Annotated in this window: 10 protein-coding genes; 6 read left to right on the top strand and 4 right to left on the bottom strand. The window is 61.5% G+C overall.

Annotation, left to right across the window (positions count from 1 at the left end):
- The 5 genes from Q0072_RS12070 to Q0072_RS12050 all read left to right on the top strand — a co-directional run.
- On the top strand, nt 1-2,007 hold a 2,007-nt coding region (locus Q0072_RS12070), incomplete at its 5' end, for an alpha-N-acetylglucosaminidase (protein ID WP_298330385.1).
- A complete protein-coding gene (locus Q0072_RS12065) occupies nt 2,004-3,122 on the top strand; it encodes a heparan-alpha-glucosaminide N-acetyltransferase domain-containing protein (protein ID WP_298330382.1) in 1,119 nt (372 codons plus the stop codon). The genes Q0072_RS12070 and Q0072_RS12065, both read left to right, overlap by 4 nt.
- A gap of 45 nt (nt 3,123-3,167) precedes the next feature.
- Nucleotides 3,168-4,079 (top strand): BadF/BadG/BcrA/BcrD ATPase family protein, encoded by a 912-nt coding sequence (locus tag Q0072_RS12060; protein WP_298330380.1) that lies wholly within the window; start codon nt 3,168-3,170, stop codon nt 4,077-4,079.
- A 121-nt stretch (nt 4,080-4,200) separates the two neighbouring features.
- A complete protein-coding gene (gene galA, locus Q0072_RS12055) occupies nt 4,201-6,663 on the top strand; it encodes a beta-galactosidase GalA (RefSeq protein WP_298330377.1) in 2,463 nt (820 codons plus the stop codon).
- An 8-nt stretch (nt 6,664-6,671) separates the two neighbouring features.
- Nucleotides 6,672-7,589, top strand: coding sequence for a family 43 glycosylhydrolase (locus tag Q0072_RS12050; protein ID WP_298330375.1), 918 nt, complete (start codon nt 6,672-6,674; stop codon nt 7,587-7,589).
- 4 nt (nt 7,590-7,593) lie between these two features.
- Here the strand turns inward: Q0072_RS12050 and Q0072_RS12045 are convergent, their stop codons facing one another.
- Nucleotides 7,594-9,174: an alpha-L-arabinofuranosidase C-terminal domain-containing protein gene (locus Q0072_RS12045; protein ID WP_298330373.1), complete on the bottom strand. Its 1,581-nt coding sequence runs from the start codon at nt 9,172-9,174 to the stop codon at nt 7,594-7,596.
- A gap of 197 nt (nt 9,175-9,371) precedes the next feature.
- Between Q0072_RS12045 and Q0072_RS12040 the strand changes: the two genes are divergently transcribed.
- Nucleotides 9,372-12,281, top strand: coding sequence for a TIM-barrel domain-containing protein (locus Q0072_RS12040; protein WP_298330371.1), 2,910 nt, complete (start codon nt 9,372-9,374; stop codon nt 12,279-12,281).
- A gap of 28 nt (nt 12,282-12,309) precedes the next feature.
- Here Q0072_RS12040 and Q0072_RS12035 read toward each other — a convergent pair whose 3' ends face one another.
- From Q0072_RS12035 to Q0072_RS12025, 3 genes are all read right to left on the bottom strand, one after another.
- A complete protein-coding gene (locus tag Q0072_RS12035; RefSeq protein ID WP_298330368.1) occupies nt 12,310-13,953 on the bottom strand; it encodes an alpha-L-fucosidase in 1,644 nt (547 codons plus the stop codon).
- Nucleotides 13,954-14,034: 81 nt separating this feature from the next.
- The gene (locus Q0072_RS12030; RefSeq protein ID WP_298330365.1) at nt 14,035-16,803 is read right to left on the bottom strand and encodes a glycosyl hydrolase 115 family protein; all 2,769 of its coding nucleotides are present in this window, start codon (nt 16,801-16,803) and stop codon (nt 14,035-14,037) included.
- 118 nt (nt 16,804-16,921) lie between these two features.
- Nucleotides 16,922-19,354: glycoside hydrolase family 2 TIM barrel-domain containing protein (locus tag Q0072_RS12025; RefSeq protein ID WP_298330362.1), on the bottom strand; the 2,433-nt coding region annotated here is incomplete at its 5' end.

The raw sequence follows: 19,354 nt of genomic DNA, 5'->3' as shown, positions 1-19,354 counted from the left end.
GCCAACCAGAGCTGGGAAGGCGACCGCGTTGCCCTCCCCGCACGCCTGCCCGCCGCCACAGGCGCAAAAGTCGAAAGCCCCTTCGCGCACCGCGTCTATATGAATACCTGCACCTTTGGCTATACGACGCCCTTCTGGGACTGGGCGCGCTGGGAGCGCGAACTGGACTGGATGGCCCTGCACGGCATCGACATGCCGCTGGCCATGGAAGGGCAGGAATATGTCTGGCAGGCGCTGTGGCGCGAACTGGGCCTGAACGACGCCGAACTGTCTGACTATTTCTCAGGCCCCGCCTTCACGCCCTGGCACCGCATGGGCAACATCGAAGGCTATCTGGCCCCCGTGCCGCAGGCATGGATCGAGAAGAAGCACAAGCTACAGGTCCAGATTTTAGGCCGCATGAAAGAGCTGGGCATGACGCCCATCCTGCCGGCCTTTGGCGGCTATGTGCCCAAGGCCTTTGCGCAGAAGCACCCGGAGGCGCGCATCTATCCTATGCGCCCGTGGGAAGGCTTCCATGAGACCTACTGGCTCGATCCGGCTGATCCGCTGTTTGCGAAGATCGCTGCGCGCTTTATTGCGCTCTATACTGAAACCTATGGCGAAGGCCGCTACTATCTGGCCGATTCCTTCAATGAGATGCTGCCGCCCATCTCGCACGATGGTTCCGACGTCAAGGCCGCCAAATATGGCGACTCGACCGCCAATACCAAGGAGACCGAAACCGTTGTCGATCCGGCGGTGAAGGCCGAGCGCCTCGCCGCCTATGGCAAGGCCATCTATGATTCCATCCGTCAGGCGCGGCCCGACGCCGTATGGACCATGCAGGGCTGGCTGTTCGGGGCGGACAAGCACTTCTGGACGCCGGACGCCATCGGGGCCTTTCTGCGCGACGTGCCGCAGGACAGGCTGATGATCCTCGATATCGGCAATGACCGCTATCCCGGTGTCTGGCAATCGAGCAACGCCTTTCAGGGCAAGCCGTGGATCTACGGCTATGTGCACAATTACGGCGCATCGAACCCGGTCTATGGCGATCTTGGCTTCTACCGCGACGACATCAAAAGTGTTCTGGCGCGTAAAGATACGGGCGATCTCAAAGGGTTCGGCCTCTTCCCCGAAGGCCTGCACAACAATTCCATCGTCTATGAATATGCCTATGATCTGGCCTGGGGTCAGACCGATCAGACGGTGGCCGAATGGCTCACCACCTATCTGAAAAGCCGCTACGGGCAGGTGACGCCCGCGCTCATTTCGGCGTGGAGCACCTATGTTGAGGCGGCGTTCTCGACGCGCTACTGGACGCCGCGCTGGTGGCGCAGCAAGGCCGGGGCCTATCTGCTGTGCAAACGCCCGACGGCGGACATGGTCGAGTTCGAGGGCCATCCGGGCGACCGTAAAAAGCTGCGCTCAGCCGTCACGGCCTTCCTGTCGCTGAAAGGATTTGAAGGGTCTGCGCTTTATCGCCACGATGTGATTGATGCCGTGCGCCATCTGGTCTCCGAAGAGATCGACGACCGTCTGATCGCCGCTATGAAGGCCTATAAGGCAGGCGATGTGAAAAGCGGCGACGCCTTGCGCGAAGAGATCAGCGCGCTGGTGACGCAGGTTGACACGCTGATGGGGGCCCAACCCGATACGCTGGCAAGCTGGATCGATGAGGCGCGCGCCTATGGCGATACGCCTGAAGAAAAAGCCTATTATGTGCTGAATGCCAAGGCGCAGGTGACGGTCTGGGGTGGCAAGGGCAATCTCAACGACTATGCCTCAAAGGCGTGGCAGGGGCTCTATAAGGACTTCTACCTGCCGCGCTGGATGAAACTACTGGCGGCGTTGCGGGCCTCGGCAAGCGGGGGCGCGCCCTTTGATCAGAAGGCCTTTACCCGCGACCTGATCGGCTGGGAGCAGGCGTGGGTGAAGGCCAATATCGCCTTCAAGCGCCACGCCCCGAAACAGCCGCTCAACGCCGCGCGTGCTCTGGTGGCGCAACTGGGGACCAAGGCATGAGCGCTGCCCGCTACACCGCCCTTGATGTGTTTCGCGGCCTGACGGTCTGCGTCATGATCGTGGTCAACACCTCGCCCGCCGGGGCCGAGCCGTTTGCGCAGCTTCAGCACGCGCAGTGGTTCGGCTTTACCCTGACCGATCTGGTCTTCCCGTCGTTTCTGTTCGCCATCGGCAATTCGATGGTCTTCGCCTTCCGCAAGCCTCTGCCGCACAAAGAGTTTCTGCTGAAGGTGCTGAAACGCTCAGCCCTGATCTTCCTGCTCGGCTATCTGATGTACTGGTTCCCCTTTGTGCATCAGACGCCGGACGGGGCGTGGGCCTTTAACGACATCGGCCACACGCGCATCATGGGCGTGCTTCAGCGCATCGCGCTCTGTTACCTGTTTGCCTCGCTGGCGGCACGCTATCTGTCGTTGCGCGGTCTGGTGATCCTGAGTGCGGTGCTGCTGTTCGGCTACTGGGGGCTGCTCTACGCCTTCACACCCGCCGCCGACGCGCTCACCATGACGGGCAATCTGGGGGCAAAGATCGACCAGTTCGTGCTGGGCCTCGATCACATGTACCGCGGCGGCGCCAAGGGCTATGAGCCCGAAGGCCTGCTCTCGACCCTGCCGGCCATTGTCAATGTGCTGGCCGGCTATCTGTGCGGCCGTTTGATCCTCGATAACGAAGACCGTCGGCGTACGGTCCTGATCCTCAGCGGGGCCGGGCTGGCGCTGGTCGCGGCGGCTCTGGTGTGGAATTTTGGCTTCCCCTTCTCCAAGCGCCTGTGGACCTCGTCCTTTGCGGTGCTGACCATCGGGCTCGACTGCCTGATCCTGTCAGGCATCATCGCCTATGTCGATCTGGCCAAACGGCGCGAGGGTCTGGGCTTCTTTGAGACCTTCGGGCGCAATCCACTGGTCATTTATCTGTTCTCAGAACTTTTGGTCACCGTCCTGCAAACCTTCAAGAATGCCGACGGTCACGGCCTTTACGACCTGATCGGCCTGCACGTGTTCCAGACGCCACTGACCGGTTCGTGGGGCGCGCTGGCCTGCGCTATATGCTACATGCTGGTCTGTTGGGCTCTGGGCTGGTGGATGGACCGCAAACACCTCATCATCAAACTCTGATCCGGATAACCGGACCGTCCTGTTTCTGTTATAAGCGTGACTATCATGAGCGACATCATCCCTCCCCTCTACTATATCGGCGTTGATGGCGGCGGTACGCGCTGCCGGGCACGTCTGCGCAACCGGGCCGGTCAGGTGCTGGGCGAAGGCTTTGGCGGGGCGGGTAATATCCGGCTGGGGCTGGGGCTTGTGTGGCGCAACATCATGGCAGCGGTCGATGAGGCCCTGTCGCAGGCGCAACTGACCCATGCCGACTTGCCCGACATCCATATCGGGCTGGGGCTGGCCGGTGTCACCTCGGCCACCAGTGCGCAGGTCACCGTCGATGCGGGACCGGATTTCGGGGCCATTTCGGTGGCCAGCGACGCGCACGCCGCCTGTCTGGGGGCCTTTTCGGGCAAGGACGGAGCCATTCAGATCTGCGGCACAGGCAGCGCAGGCTATATCCTCAGCGACGGCGTGGGACACGGGATCGGCGGCTGGGGCTTCGAAGTCGGCGATGACGGCTCGGCGGCAGGGCTTGGCCGGGCGGCGCTGCGGGCCGCGCTGCGTGGCTTTGACAAGATCGCCCCGGCAACTGACTTCACGCGCGAAATGATCGCCTCCTTTGGCGGGCAGCCCGCCGATGTGATCGCCTTTGTCACCACGGCCACGCCCAGCGATTATGGCGCGATGGCTCCCACCATCATGGCCTATGCCGAACAGGGCGATCTGGTCGCAACGGGTCTGGTGCGGGCGGTGGCCGAAGATATCGGCCTCTATCTGCGCCGCCTGCACCATCTGGGGGCCAAACGTATCGCGCTCGTCGGCGGTCTGGGCGAGCCGATCCGCCCCTGGCTTTCGACACGTGACGCCGCACTCCTCAGCGAACCGGAACAGGATGCCGTCGAAGGGGCCATCCTGCTGGCCAGAGGGGCCAGCAATGGACTGGCCTCGCCTGGCAAGATCCTCGTCTGACCTGATTTACCGTCCTCCCCGAAACGCCGGACAAAGCGTGTGCCGGCTTCGGCAACTGGGCGCATCCTCTCCAAATTCCGGACTTTTGAGAGGATGCGCCTCTTTTCTGATTGCGTGACCGATGACACCTAACCGACGCACCGTAGTGGCCAGCCTCCCGGTCCTCGGCATGGCCACCGCCCTGACCGCCCCCGTCGCAGCCGCCGCCGCCGCTGCCCCGGCGTCAAACAGCCCGCGTCAGCGCCTGCGGCTTGATGACGGCTGGCGTTTTCATTTCGGCCACGCCGAAGACCTGTCGCGCGATTTCGGCTTCGGGGCCAATCAGCGTACCCTCGCCAAACAGGGCCGCAGCGGCGCCAAGCCCGACGCGGCCGATTACGAGGATTCCACCTGGCGTTCCGTCATCCTGCCGCACGACTGGGCGGTCGAATTGCCCTTCGTCAATAATGAAGACTATCGCCGCAATCCGGCGGACAAGGACGACGAAGACTACGCCGCCGCGCACGGCTATAAGCCCATCGGGCGCAGGTTTCCGGAAAACTCGGTGGGGTGGTATCGCCGCCTGATTGCGCTCGATAAGGCCGATGCGGGCCGGTGTCTGTGGCTGGAGTTCGACGGTGTGTTCCGTGACGCCACCATCATCTTCAACGGCTATGTGCTTGAGCGTCACGACAGCGGCTATACCTCCTTCCGCGTTGATATTACGGATTTTATCAATACGGACGACACGCCGAATGTGCTGCTGGTGCGCGTCGATGCCTCTTACGGCGAAGGCTGGTTCTATGAAGGGGCAGGTATTTATCGCCATGTCTGGCTGGTCAAGGCCGACACGGTACACGTCCCGCAATGGGGCGTCTTTGTGCGGCCGCAGACGAACGGCACGGTCGAAGCCTCGGTCGATCTGGTCAACCGTAGTGAGGCGGCGCAGGTCGCTACGCTCGATGTCACGGCACTGGATAAGGACGGTGCCGCGGTCGCCACGACGCGCCAGACAGTTGAGCTGACGGCTCAGTCCGCGACGACCCGCGAGGTGCGCCTGACCCTGCCGCAACCCCGCCTGTGGTCCATCGACAGCCCCTATCTCTACACGCTGCGGGTAGAGGTGAAGACCGAGACGACCCGTGACCTTTACACGCTGCGTTTCGGCCTGCGCGACCTGCGTTTTGATGCCAAGGAGGGCTTCTTCCTCAATGGCAAACCCGTCAAGATCAAGGGCACCAATAACCATCAGGACCATGCCGGGGTCGGCGCGGCCATCCCGGATGCGCTTCAGGTGTGGCGTCTGAAACAGCTCAAAAGCATGGGCTCCAACGCCTATCGCACTTCGCACAATCCGCCGACGCCGGAACTGCTCGACGCCTGTGATGAGCTGGGGCTGCTGGTCATTGATGAGGTGCGCCAGATGACCTCCAGCCGTCAGGGCCTGAGCGAGCTTGAGGCCCTGATCCGCCGCGACCGCAACCACCCCAGCGTCATCCTGTGGTCGATCGGCAACGAAGAACCGCAGCAGATGACGGCGCGCGGACTTAAGGTGGCCAAAAGCATGGCGCGGCGCATCCGTGAGCTTGACCCGACGCGCAAGGTCAATGCGGCCATGAACAAGGGCTTTGGCGACGGCATCACGACGGCGCTGGACGTCATCGGCTTTAACTATCACGAGGCCCAGATCGAGCCCTTCCGCACGCGCTTCCCCGACATGCCGATCATCGGCACGGAAACGGCCAGTGCGGTGTCCACCCGTGGCGAATACAAGACCGACGCCAAAAAACAGGTCGTGGCCTCTTACGACACAGAGCACCCCTATTGGGGCGCGACGGCGGAAACCTGGTGGAGCCTCTATAACTCTAAACCCTATTTGCTGGGCGGGTTTATCTGGACCGGGTTCGATTATCGCGGTGAGCCGACGCCCTTTAACTGGTGGCCGTCGGTGGCCTCCAACTTCGGCGTGTTCGACAGCTGCGGCTTCCCCAAGGACATCTACCACTATTACCGTTCGTGGTGGCAGGACGAACCCGTGCTGCACCTTTTGCCGCACTGGAACTGGCGCGAAGGCGAGACGGTTTCGATTTGGGCCTATTCCAACTGCGATGAGGTCGAACTCTTCCTCAATCGCCAGTCGCTGGGCCGCAAGACCATGCCCCACGACTCGCATCTGGAATGGAGCGTGCCTTTTGCACCGGGCACCCTCACCGCCTATGGTTATAAGAGCGGCAAGGTGGTGAGGAAGACCGAACGCCGCACCGCCGGTGCCCCCCATCGTCTGGTCCTCAGCGCCGACCGGACGCAACTGAGCGCCGACGGTCAGGACGTGGCTATGGTCAGCGTCAGCGCCGTGGATAAGGCCGGTGTCACCGTGCCGCTGGGCGACAGTCTGATCCAGTTCGCCCTCAATGGTCAGGGCCGCCTGATCGGCGTCGGCAACGGCAACCCCAACAGCCACGAACCGGACAAGGCCTCTTATCGCCACTTGTTCAACGGCTACGCGCAAGCCATTGTGCAGACGACCAAGACCGGCGGACGCTTCACGTTTGAGGCCCGTGCCGAAAGCCTGACCCCCGCAACTCTCACCTTCACTTCGCGATAGATGATGCCATGACCTTTAAACTCAGTACCGCCCTCCTGCTGCTTATGGCGACGCAGGCCCTTGCCGGAGAACCGATCAGCACCCGCTTCAATGCCGATCCGTCACCGCACGTGTTCAATGGCAAGGTCTATCTCTATGCCACGGACGACGCTTCCAATTCCGGCAAATACTGGGATTCAACCAGCTGGCGGCTCTACACCTCGGACGACCTGAAAACCTGGCGCGACGACGGGTCATTCCTCAGCGTCACCGTCTTCAAATGGGCGCGCCCGGATGCCAAGGCGTGGGCCCCGGAAGCCGCCTATCGCAACGGCAAATACTATTTCTACGCCCCCGTGGGCGGTGATAAGATTGGCGTAGCCGTGGCCGACAGCCCCGCCGGGCCGTTCAAAGACGCGCGCAGCGATGCCCTGATCGACAAGGCGCGCGATGCCAATGCCGGGGACGAGCCCATCGATCCGCAGGTGCTGATCGACGATGACGGGCAGGCCTATCTGACCTTTGGCACGCGTGTCCCCAAGATCGTGAAGCTCAATACCGATATGACCTCGCTGGCCGGACCGATAGAAAATCTGGTCATCGAAGGCTTTCCGGCAAATGACCCCAAGAAGAAGTACGGTGAAGCCCCCTTCCTGCACAAGCATAAGGGCCTCTACTATTTCAGCTTTTCAACCGGCTGGCCGGGGCAGATCGTCTATGCCACGTCAAAGACGCCAATGGGGCCCTATACCTATCGCGGCGTGATCTTCGACTACCTGAAAATCTCGACCAACCATCAGGCGATCATCACCTTCAAGGGCAAGCCGTGGTTCTTCTATCACGACAACCTGTTGCCCGGCGGCGGCGATCACAAGCGTTCCATCGCCATCGAACCGCTGCGCTACAACCGCGACGGCACGATCCGCGAAGTCAAGGTGAAGCCCTGAGGGTTTACCTCAAGGTGAGCACAATCAGCGATTTGGCAGGCTGCGTCAGCACCAGATACCCGTTTTCAAGCCGCGCCCCGTCAAAGGGCTGCGGCTTCACGGTCTCTGCGTGCCCGAAATCATTGTGGGCGTCCATCTCACCTGCCGTCAGTATCTGCGCACTGAGCGTGTGAACCCGCAGGTCGCGCAGATCAAGACGCGTCTCAACAGCGTCCTGTGGTGACAGATTGCTCAGCGCCACCAGATAGTCGCCGTTTGTCGCGCGCGCCGCCGCGCCGCTGAGCGACGGCATCCACGTCGTGCCGACCTTGATGTCCGGGGCCGCCAGTCGCAGCGGCAGGGCGGTCGCTTCCTGAAACGGCACGTACATCTGATAGGCATAATAGGTGGGTGTCAGCACCATCTGCGGTCCGCGCGTCAGGATGAGGGATTGCAGGACATTGACCGTCTGAGCGATATTGGCCATGCGCACCCGGTCGGCGTGACGGATGAAGATGTCAAAATTCACTGCCGCAACCAGCCCGTCGCGCAAGCTGTTCTGCTGATAGAGGTGACCGGGATCGCTGCCCGGCTCGACCGTGTACCAGGTGCCCCATTCATCGATAAACAGCGCGACCCGCTTTTGCGGATCATGGGCGTCCATCACGCGGGAATGGGCGGTGATATAGTCATCCATCTTCAGCGTCTGGACAAAGGTATCGGCCCAGTCCTGAGCGTCGAAGCCGGTCGCAGGCTTTGTCACATCGACATTACCGGTAGGCGAGGTGTAGTAATGGACAGACAAGGCGTCCATAGTCTCCAGCGCCTCATCCATCACCGCATCGGTCCATTCGGTCAGCCCGTTCTTGGCCCCCACGGCGACGCGGGTTGCCGTCTGTCCGGGCTGCGGATGGTAGAAGGCCGTAAAGCGCATGAATTCGCGCCCGTACTGCTGCGGCGTCATCTTGCCACCACAGCCCCAGTATTCGTTGCCGACACCGATGAACTTGACCGGCCACGGCTTGTCGCGGCCATTGCGGCGGCGCTCCTGCGCCAGCGTGTCGTTGCCGTCCGAGGTCATATATTCGACCCACTGGCGCATCTCGGTCGGAGTGGAGGCCCCGACATTCATCGACACATAGGCATCAGCCCCGATCTGCTCCACGAAATCGAAATATTCATGCGTGCCGAAGGCATTGGTTTCCGGCGACCCCGCCCACCAGTTGTTTTTGCGTGCCGGGCGTTTGCCCCTTGGGCCTATGCCATCGCGCCAGTTATATTCATCGGCAAAGCACCCGCCGGGCCAGCGCACGACCGGCACGCGGATGGCTTTCAGCGCGCCCACCACATCGCTGCGGATGCCGCGCACATTGGGGATGCGGCTGTCGGGGCCAACCCAGATACCGTCGTAGATACCGCGCCCCAAATGCTCGGAAAACTGACCGAAGATGTAGCGGCTGATGACCGGTCCGGGCGGGTCGGTCATCAGCACGCCGGAGGCGCGCAGCGGCGCAGCTAACACGGCCCCGGCCATAAGGCACCCGCCTAAGACCATGCCCGCGAGACAGCGCAAGGACCTTATACTTACGCTCAGATGGTGTCCCATGCCCCTGCCCCCAAAACGGCGTTTGCCTTTCAATTTGGCCAACCAATTTGGTAGCCCTGACGAAAGTGGTCTGTCAATTCAATTTGCGGACGCCCTTGCGACTCACAAAACGCTATTGGGACCAAATCAAACCTTGAGCGTGCGCCAAAACTCGTCCTAATATACTCAGACTAATAACAAAACATCCGGAGGCAAACATGCACATCTCACGTCGGGCCTTTGCGGCCCTCACCGGCTCTTCGCTTGCGGCCGCGGCCAGTGCCGCCCACGCCAAAGACCTGAGCGCGCTCGACGCCAACGGGCATGTGATCCGCCTCCCGGCACCCGATATGCCGGGCTTTCAGTATCAGCGCCTGAGCGCCGGGGTGCAGTTTTACCTGAACGGTGTCACCAAGACGGTCCTCTTCTACGGTCCCGCTACGGTGCGGGTGAACGCGCATCTCGGCAAGAACCACTGGACGAACAAAAGTATCGTCGTCCTCGGCCACCCCAAATCCGTCGCCTTCCAGATCGAGGACGGCAAGACCGCGCTGCGCCTCAAAAGCGCGGCCCTGACCATTGAGATCGACAAGGCGTCGGGCGCGCTGAGCTTCCTGTCTGCCGATGGCCGCCTCTATACGCGTGAACGCGCCACGGCACCGCAGGCCATTCGCCCGGTCACCCTGCAGGACGCCCCCAGCTATGAGGTCGAAAACAGCTTCACGTTGAAACCCGGCGAAGGCATTTATGGCTTCGGCTATGTCAACGAAGCCACGCTGAACCGCCGTGGTCAGAACCTGCTTCTGGTGCAGACCAATACCGGCATCATCATCCCGGTCATGATGTCCTCCGAAGGCTACGGTATCCTGTGGGACACCTATTCCAAGATGCGCTTTTCCGACAGCGCTGAGGGCGCGACGCTGTGGGCCGAAAGCGCGCCGGGCGGCGTCGATTACTACTTCATGGGCGGCGGCAGCGCCGATAAGGTCATCGCCGCCTACCGCACCCTGACCGGGGCCGCGCCGATGTACCCGAAACAGGCCTTTGGCCTGTTTATGAGCAAGGAGCGCTACAAGACGCAGCAGCGTCTGGTCGAGGTGGCCGAGACCTTCCGCAAGGAGGGCTTCCCGCTCGATTACATCGTGCAGGACTGGCAATACTGGGGCTCAGACAAGGACGGCAGCTGGAGCGGCATGATCTGGGACAAGGAACGCTTCCCCGATCCCGACGGCATGATCCGCAAAATCCACGACCTGCACCTGAAACTGATGATCTCCATCTGGCCGTCCGTCGGGAATGATACCGCGCTGGCGAAAGAACTCGACAGCTACGGTCTGCGCTTCAAGCCGCTGCACTGGATCTCCAAAAAGGCGCGCATCTATGATGCCTTCAGCCCCAAAGGCCGGCAGATCTATTTCAAACACATCAAGCATGGCCTGCTGGACAAGGGCGTCGATGCCCTTTGGATGGATGGCACCGAGGTCGAGGTGGGCACGGCCTGCTGGGACGCCTCGGAGGTGGAGGCCGATATCAAAAGCCTTGGCGTCAATGCCATGGGCGACTTTACGCGCTACCTCAACCCCTACACCCTGATGACGACGCAGGGCACCTATGACGGCCAGCGCGCCACGGGCAATAAACGCGTCCTGACCCTGACGCGCTCGGCCTGGGCCGGGGCTCAGCGCACGGCGGCCACCTCCTGGTCAGGTGATATCTTCGCCAGCTGGAAGACCTTTGCCGAACAGATTTCTGGCGGCCTCAACGTCACTATCACCGGCAATCCCTACTGGACGCAGGATACGGGCGGCTTCTTCGTCACCACCTTCCCCGGCGGCGAAAAGAACCCGGCCTATCGAGAGCTGTTCGCCCGCTGGTTCCAGTTTGCGGTGTTCAACCCCCTAATGCGCGTGCACGGCACCAGTATCGAGCGCGAACCCTATATCTTCAAGACGCTTGACCCCACGGTTTATGCGGCGCTGCTTGAGGCCGTGCATCTGCGCTACCGGCTGCTGCCCTATATCTATAGCCTGAGCTGGCAGGTAACCTCATCGCACTATACGCTGATGCGCGCCCTGCCGATGGACTTCCCGCACGACCCGAAGGTGTACGACATCAACGACACCTTCATGTTCGGCCCCGCCTGTCTGGTGCAGCCGGTGACGCGCGCCATGTATAATCTTCAGGACCCGCCCGCGACCACCATACCCGCATCGGCGCAGCGCACGCCGGACGGGCGGCCGGGGCTGGCCGGGCAATATTTCGAAGGCGAGAATTTCGAGACACCAAAGGGCAAGGTCATCGACGCCAAACTGGATCACACCTGGCCGGGGCCGCCTCTGGCCGAAGCGCCGGGCGGTTTGAGTGGCCTCAACAGCTTCTCCGCCCGCTGGGAAGGGCAGGTCATTGCCCCGGAAGACGGCGAGTTCGAACTAGGGCTGGAAGGTGATGACGGGTATCGCCTGTTTATCGACGGCAAGCTGGCGGTCGAAGACTGGGCGAATGGCGCGGCGCGCTATAAGGGGGCCAAACTTACCCTGAAACAGGGACAGCCCGTCGCGATTAGGATCGAATATTACCAGGCGACCGGCGGCCGTTCCCTGCGTCTGGCGTGGCGCACGCCCGCCGATCTGCGCGCTATCGCTGAAAATCGCAAGGTCACCGACCTTAATACGCGTACCTACCTGCCCGCTTCGACCGGTTGGTACGACTTCTGGAGCGGTGAAAAGGTGGCGGGCGGTCAGACCGTGACGCGTGAAACCCCGCTCAATGTGTTTCCGTTCTACATCCGCGAAGGCTCGATCCTGCCGCTGGGGCCGGTCATGCAGTACGCCACCGAGCAACCTGATGCACCCTATGAGGTCCGCATCTATGCCGGGGCCGATGCCGCCTTCACGCTGTACGAGGACGACAACGAAACCTATGACTATGAAAAGGGTGCCTACTGCACCTATGCGCTGAACTGGTCGCAGGCGACGCAGTCCCTGACCATCGGGGCGCGGAAAGGCCGCTTCCCCGGCATGGTGCAAAAACGCGAGCTGCGCCTTGTGCTGATCGACGGCCAAAACCCGCCGCGCACCCGCAGCCACCTCTATGACGGGCAAAAGGCCGTTGTCAGCTTCAAGGGTTAAACGAAAGGGGGCCCATACCCCCCCTTTCTCAGATCACGCCGTAGATTTTCAGCGCCACCCCAAACTCGTGGCTGGCCGCCGCCGGAATGTCGATGACCAGACCGTCAGCGCTTTGACGGAAGGTCAACGGGGTGTTGCTGCCCACCACCTCCACCCGTTTGACGCGCTTCTGGTCGCGCCCTTGCAAAGAGCGAACAGTGACCGTCTGCGCCGGACGGCCCAGCGTGATCGCATAGAGAGCCTTGTCCTTGGTCGTAAAGCGCAGGTCTTCGGCGGTAAACGGCTTCTGTGAGCTTTCGCCGAACATGCCGGCGCCGACCTGTGTGGGACCTTCGCCAAAGACCTGCCACGGGCGCGTGCCGTAAATGGCCTCAGAGAAGCGCGACATCCACGTTCCGATACCTTCGACGATCTTGCGTTCCTCGGAATCAATCGTACCGTCGGGGCGCACCGGCACGCTAAGCAGCAAGTTGCCGTTCTTCGAGACGATGTCACACAGGCGATGGATGACATCCGCCGCCGGGCGGTACTTCTTTTCGTCATACAGGCGGCGGTTATAGTGCCACTGCCCGATGCAGGTGCAGGTCTGCCACGGCCGCGCGTCGATACCGGACTTGGACCCCCGCTCGACATCGGCGACGATACCGCCGTTAAAGGGACCGTGCGGCTTCATGTTGACGACGGCCTCGACCTTGCCGCCATTCCATTTGGCGGAGGCATTGTAGAAGTGCGCGGTAATATCAAGCCCCGCCTGCCCCAGAGGCAGGTCGAAATTGTCGAAATAGACCATGTCCGGGCGATAGCTGTCGATCAGGTCCTTACAGCGCAGATACCATTGGCGCGTAAAGGCCGGATTGCGCAGCGGCGGCTTCTCATCCCACACCCGGTCGTTCAGTTCGTGCCAGGCATTGGCGGTTGTGAGGCTGTCGAAGCCATCGGGAAGCGGCATGACAGCTCCACCATAAAGCGCCTGCGGATCAAGGCCTTCCCACCACTTGCCCTTACCATCCAGCTTATTGAGCTTATAGGCGTCGTAGCGTTCGCCGCGACGCGGACCTTCGGGGTCGTAGCCATAGGCCGTCTGGAACCAGTGCCAGGCGTGGGCCGAGTGGTTGGAGACACCAAAGCGCAAGCCCCGCTTACGCGCCGCCTTTTCCCAGATGCCGACAATATCCTTGCGCGGGCCAATACGCGTTGAGTTCCAGTCATGGAAACGCGAGGCATACATGTCGAAATTGTCGTGGTGGTTGGCCATCGACATGAAGTATTTGGCCCCGGCGCTGACATAGAGATCAAGCAGCTCATCCGGGTTCCAGTTTTCCGCCTTCCAGCGCGGCAAAAGGTCCATAAAGCCCGTATCCGCCGGGTGACCATAGGTTTTCAGGAAGTGCTTATAGGACCCGCTGCCCTGCAGATACATTTCGCGCGCGTACCAGTCGCCCGCTTCCGGCACACACTGCGGCCCCCAGTGCGCCCAGATGCCGAACTTGGCGTCGCGGAACCAGTCGGGCACCTGATACTGGCTTTCCAGCGACGCCCATTGCGGTTTGAACGGCCCGTCGGCAAGGGTGTCAAAGCCCGGCTCAACCAGCTCCGCCGACCCGGCGGGCATGGCCGAGGCCAGCGCCAGACCGGCGCTGCCACGGAACCACTCACGTTTCGTCATCTTCATGGCATCGTCCTTTTGTTTTATTTGGAAAACCGCTGATTATATCCAAACCTTATTTTGTCGGACTTTTTTTGGCAAGGCCTGTCAGTGGGATTCGATCACGCCATAATATTTGTCGGCCCCATCCAGCTTCACCTCGGCATAATCAAGCACCACGCCGGGATCGAGCGGCCAGAGTTTCAGCGTGTGAACACCCGCGTTCAGCTTTTTGAAGCTCCGGGTTTCAATGGCCTTGTTGATCAGGACATTGCCGCGCCAGACATCGCTGCGGCCCACCGTGGCAAAGTCCATCACCTGAACCGGACCATCATCCAGTTGCATGGCGACCTTCAGCCCCGTGGCCGGGCTCAGTGCATGGACCGGCAGGGCCACAACGCTTAAGGTGCCGCCCACGGCGCTGTACGTGGTAAAGCTATAGGTAAGGGGCTTGCCGGAGGGAGCCGCACGCGTCGGCAGGGTCAGGCGTGAGCGCAGGCTGTTGCCAGAATGGCCAAGGCCGTCCAGCCGTTCCCACTCTTCCCCCGTCTGTGACGCCAGCGGGATGATCACGCGGCGGTCGTTTTCGATAAACGGCGTCTGGGCCGGCGCGGGCAGCAGCTTGGTATAGACGCGGATTGTCTTACCCCCACAGGCAATGTCGATGGGGCCGGTGGCCGCCCCGCCGTCATAGCTGACGGTCAGGCGTTGCTCAAAACCGTTGCCGGTCGCCAGACGCCCGCTGGCGTCTGAGACCTTCAGGCTGTCCCCCGTGACTTTCAGCGACCAGTCGCGCGCTTCTGTGTCGCGGCTGAACAGCTCGATGACGCGGCTGCGCGGCTGCCCCGTGACAAAGGTGAGCGCGTTTTCGTCGTTCCACCAGCCGCCGGACACCGCCGCCGCACAGCCTTGTTCCGGCGATACCGACCATTGCGGCCAGGTGGGTTCCAGAAACACCGGCAGCTTGCGCGGGGCCATGTCCATCATATGGTTCCACTTGCCATTTTCGAGCGCATTATAGGTGGCCGTATCCGCCACCAGCGTCTGATGCGCCGCTTTGGCTTTCGCCACATAGGTATTGGCGCTGGCGCGGCCCTGACGGGCAAAGAGATTTGCCAGATCGAGGTTCAGTTTACGATTATTGAGATTGGCCGCGCCGCGCACCGGATAGAGGATCATCTCGAAAAAGGCCGACTGACGGTCGGCGGGCAGGGTCTTTGCCACCGCCTCGGCGCGGGCCACCAGATCGGCATAGGCCTTCAGGCGGGCCTGCGCCTTTTCGCCATCGGGCTTGACGAAATCGCTCTCCGACACGGGCGTGACCGGCTCGGTTTCGGAAAAGCCCATATATTCGGGCTTCCGTTCAAAGGCGAGGTCATAATAACCCATCATCAGGTCGGCGACTTCCGTTGCCTTGTCGGGGCCGAACTGCTCCGCCGCCCATTTCGTCAGGTGGTCGCGCGGGGCCTCGGCAAAGCGGTCGGCATCGAAGGCCAGATCGAGGAAATACTCCGTCAGATACTCAATCGGCTTGATGTCGCCGACATTGACGATCCAGATACGACGGGCATCCAGCGCATAGGACTTCTGCATTTCGGCATGGATGAGCGCCGGATGCGTCGTCCCCAGCCACAGATAATCGTGCGGACGGCCCCAGTAGGACAGGTGGTAATAGACGCCGGACCCGCCGGAACGCTTGCGCTCCTCCGCATTGCTCAGGCGACGCACATAGCCGTAATTATCGTCCGCCCACATCAGGGTCACGTCGTCGGGCAGTTTCAGCCCGGCATCATAGGCCTCCTGAAGCTCATGGTAGAGGACATAGGCCTGCGGCACCGTCTCCGGAGCCTTTCGGAAGGTCGAACGGATCAGGTCGCGTTGCAGGCCGATCACCGACTGAAGCACGTCCTTGCGCGCCTCAAGGGTATCCGCGCCCTGCATAGGGCCGTCATGCAGGCCGCGCAGGCCGACCGTATAGATGTTTTCGTCGCGGGCCGTCTCCTTCAGACGCGTGCGCCAGTAGTCGAGGATCTTGTCGCGGTTGACCTTGAAATTGAACGGGCCGCTGCGCGCCTCATCCCATTCCCTGAGATTGTTGCGCGCCATCGGCTCGGCGTGCGAGGTCCCCATGACAATCGCGTAGTCGTCGGCCAGCTTGGGATTGGCCTTATTGCCGTAGAACTGTACCGTGTTGATGTGCATGGCCGGCCACAGCGTATTGGCCTTCAGGCGCCACATCAGCTCAAAAACACGCTTATAGGTCTTGGGCCCGATATTGCCGACTTCGGGCTCCAGCGTCTTGCCCGCCCACGGTTCAAGGCCCCAGTCTTCGTCATTGAGAAAGATACCGCGATACTGCACCGACGGCGCTTTCGACAGGCGCGCCGCGCCGTCGATGGCGAGGCGGCTAACGCGGCGCGGTTTGACATCGGCCCACCATTCCCAAGGGGAAACGCCCAGTTCGCGCGACAGGTCGGTCACGCCATAGACGGTGCCGCGCCGGTCAGACCCATAGATCAGCACATAGGTCTTGCCCTGATGGGCAAAGACGACGCGGCCATAGCGCTCCCACTGGCCTTTCAGCGCGAGCGGATCAATACCCGCCGCCTTGGCCAGTTGCGTGACGACCGGGGCATCAAATTGCCCGATTACCACGCAGACCTGCGCACAATCAGACAAACGTTGCGACACCTTCGCCGTCTGCCCCGTCAGGGCCTTGAGGTCGTCCGACAGCATCTGCGCCGCCAGAGACACGGTTTCGTTCTTATCGTGGACGATGCTGAGGGGCTTAGTACCGTCATAAAGGGTGGTCTCTGCCGCCGCGGCCGCCCCCGAACAGGCCAGCAGAAGGGTCGAAAAAAGCCAGACTCGTGACATGGGGTTTCCTCTTTTTTTAGAGCGCTTGCCGAAAAGTGTGACGCACTTTTCGGATAAAAAAGCGCGTTAAAAAGAAAACTTTAGAGCCATTCGCGGCTCAACTGAGCCGACGAAGGCTCTAATTGACGGTCTTTTCAGTGGCCGTCAGGCGGAAGCGATAGCTGAGCGGCTGTAACGGGATGCGATATTTGACCAGCGGGCGTCCGATACTGTTCCAGCCAGTATCGCCGCCAACGCCCGCCTGAGCGATATCGACCAGCAGCGAGCCGTCACCGCGTGGCGTGATGTCGGAGGACTTCCAGGTCCCTTGCGGGCGCATATAAAGGTCCTCATAAGGGAACGGCAGGGCATTAACCGACAAAGGCTGCGCGCTACTGACGCGAACGCCAAAGCCGGCGGCATCAGACAGGCTCAGCCAGCGCACATCGGTCTTGTTGCCCGACTCTTGCGGGCGGGCATAGTCGTGGTACTGCGCCCGTACAGAGCCGCTATAAAGACCCAGCGCCGCACCTGTCTTGCGATCGGCATAGCTTTCCCACGGACCGCGCCCGTACCAGTTCAGCCCGTCAAGCGACGCGTCGAAATCGAAACGCAGACCCACGCGCAGCGGGTCCGGCAGATCATCCTTCAGCGGCACAAAGTCGGCGGTGACATCGACCTGCCCGTCGGCGGCCATCTGATAGGTGATGTCAAAGCGCCCACCGCCTTCACCCAGCGCGTAGCGCACCTTGATACGGTCAGGGCCGCTGTCGATACCCAGCACACGCCGTGTGGTGGAATAGTGCTTCCAGTCGGCATGGCTTTTGGCAAGGCCAATGCCGACATCATTGTCGGTCAGGCCGCGCCAGAAGTTGGGCGTGCCGCCGCTGAGGAGCCGACGCCCGCCCTCTTCGTAACGCATCAGACCGGTGCGCAGGTCCACCGTCAATTGCCGCGTCGCCGCCTTAAGCGACAGGGCTTCAGACGTGCGCGACAACTGAACGCCGCCCGCCACCAGCGACGGCAGGGGCGTGGCCGGGCGCAGGATAAACTGGCCGAAAGCCAGTTCGGTGCCACCCGGCACGCCTTTGATCGCGCCCTCCCGCGAAAAAGCGCGCAGGGTCAGGATGGCTTCACCGTCGGCCGACAGGCCAGACAGGTTGAGCGCCAGTGGCTTCGTTTCACCGGCCTTGACCACTGGTGTCGGCAGCGTGCCGCCGGCCTGAACACGACCGTCCACGGCCAAGGCCCAACGCAGCTCATAGCCTGATAAATCTATGAAATCGTGCCGGTTCTGAACAGAAACCGTGCCGCTCGCATCACGACTAAAGGCCAGCGGGGCCTGAACATGGCGCAACTCATAATATTCGGGGTCCGGGTCGCGGTCAGCCTTGATCACACCGTCGCCAATGACGCTGTTGTCGCCGTGTTTGGGGTTAAGGTCGAAACCGGAAGCCCAATAGGTGCGACCCTTGGCGTCTTTGGCATAGACGTACTGATCGACCCAGTCCCAGACAAAGCCCCCCTGAAGCTTTTTGTGCGCGCGGATCGTCTCCCAATAGTCGGCGAAGTTACCGAGGCTGTTGCCCATGGCGTGAGCATATTCGGTCTGGATCATCGGCTGGGTGAATTGCGGGTCTTCGGCATAGTCGCGCATCCGGTCGATATCATCATACATCGGCGCATAGATATCGACATACGCATTGGGCCTGTGTTCTTCTGTCAGGGCGCTGTAGCCGAGGAAGGAGATCAGCCGCGTCGGATCAGTCTGACGCACCCATTTCGCCGCGGCCTCGAAATTGGGGCCAACCCCCGTCTCATTGCCCAGCGACCAGAAGATGATCGAGGGGTGGTTCTTGTCGCGTTCGACCATGCGGCTGACGCGATCCAGATGCGCGGCCGCCCAGTGCGGCTTGTAGCCCAGTTGCACGCTGACATTACCCGTATCGCGGCCCAGCGTCATATATTCATGGCTCTCGATATTGGCCTCATCCATGATGTAGAGGCCGTATTCGTCGGCGAGGTCATACAGGTACGGATCATTTGGATAGTGCGAGGTGCGCAGGGCGTTGACGTTCGCCTGCTTCATCAGCTCGACATCCTTGCGCATCAGTTCCGGCGTCATGACGCGGTAGGTCTTCGGGTCATGCTCGTGGCGATTGACCCCTTTGATCAGGATGCGTTTGCCATTGACCTGCACCTCGCCATTGCGGATTTCCACCGTGCGGAAACCGATCTTCTTTGACGTGGCCGAAATCAGATTGCCCTTCGTGTCCGTGACCTCAATCACCAGCCGGTAGAGGTTGGGTGTTTCTGCCGTCCACGCCTTGACGCCCTTGAGCGTGCCGCTCAGTTGCGCAGGCTTGCCGACACTGGCCTTGCCTGTGGTTTTCAGCACCTGCGTCTCGCCGTCATAGAGGGTGGCGGTCACCGTGGCGGCACCTTTCTGTCCGGCCAGTTCGGCCTCCAGCGCGAAGACGCCGTCGGTATAGGTCTTGTCGAGCGTGGCCCGCACGGTGAAATCGCGCAGGCGCGTTTTGGGCTCCGCATAGAGATAGACGCTACGCTCAAT

The organism is Asticcacaulis sp., assembly GCF_027484505.1.
Lineage (GTDB): Bacteria > Pseudomonadota > Alphaproteobacteria > Caulobacterales > Caulobacteraceae > Asticcacaulis.
Note: the sequence above shows the minus strand (reverse complement) of the source record. Positions and strands in the feature narration are given on the sequence as shown.

Bases quoted from the DNA above. Each gene is read 5' to 3' on its own strand.
- Q0072_RS12050 (WP_298330375.1), top strand. From the start codon at position 6,672: ATGACCTTTAAACTCAGTACCGCCCTCCTGCTGCTTATGGCGACGCAG.
- galA (WP_298330377.1), top strand. From the start codon at position 4,201: ATGACACCTAACCGACGCACCGTAGTGGCCAGCCTCCCGGTCCTCGGC.
- Q0072_RS12040 (WP_298330371.1), top strand. From the start codon at position 9,372: ATGCACATCTCACGTCGGGCCTTTGCGGCCCTCACCGGCTCTTCGCTT.
- Q0072_RS12065 (WP_298330382.1), top strand. From the start codon at position 2,004: ATGAGCGCTGCCCGCTACACCGCCCTTGATGTGTTTCGCGGCCTGACG.
- Q0072_RS12060 (WP_298330380.1), top strand. From the start codon at position 3,168: ATGAGCGACATCATCCCTCCCCTCTACTATATCGGCGTTGATGGCGGC.
- Q0072_RS12035 (WP_298330368.1), bottom strand. From the start codon at position 13,953: ATGAAGATGACGAAACGTGAGTGGTTCCGTGGCAGCGCCGGTCTGGCG.
- Q0072_RS12045 (WP_298330373.1), bottom strand. From the start codon at position 9,174: ATGGGACACCATCTGAGCGTAAGTATAAGGTCCTTGCGCTGTCTCGCG.
- Q0072_RS12030 (WP_298330365.1), bottom strand. From the start codon at position 16,803: ATGTCACGAGTCTGGCTTTTTTCGACCCTTCTGCTGGCCTGTTCGGGG.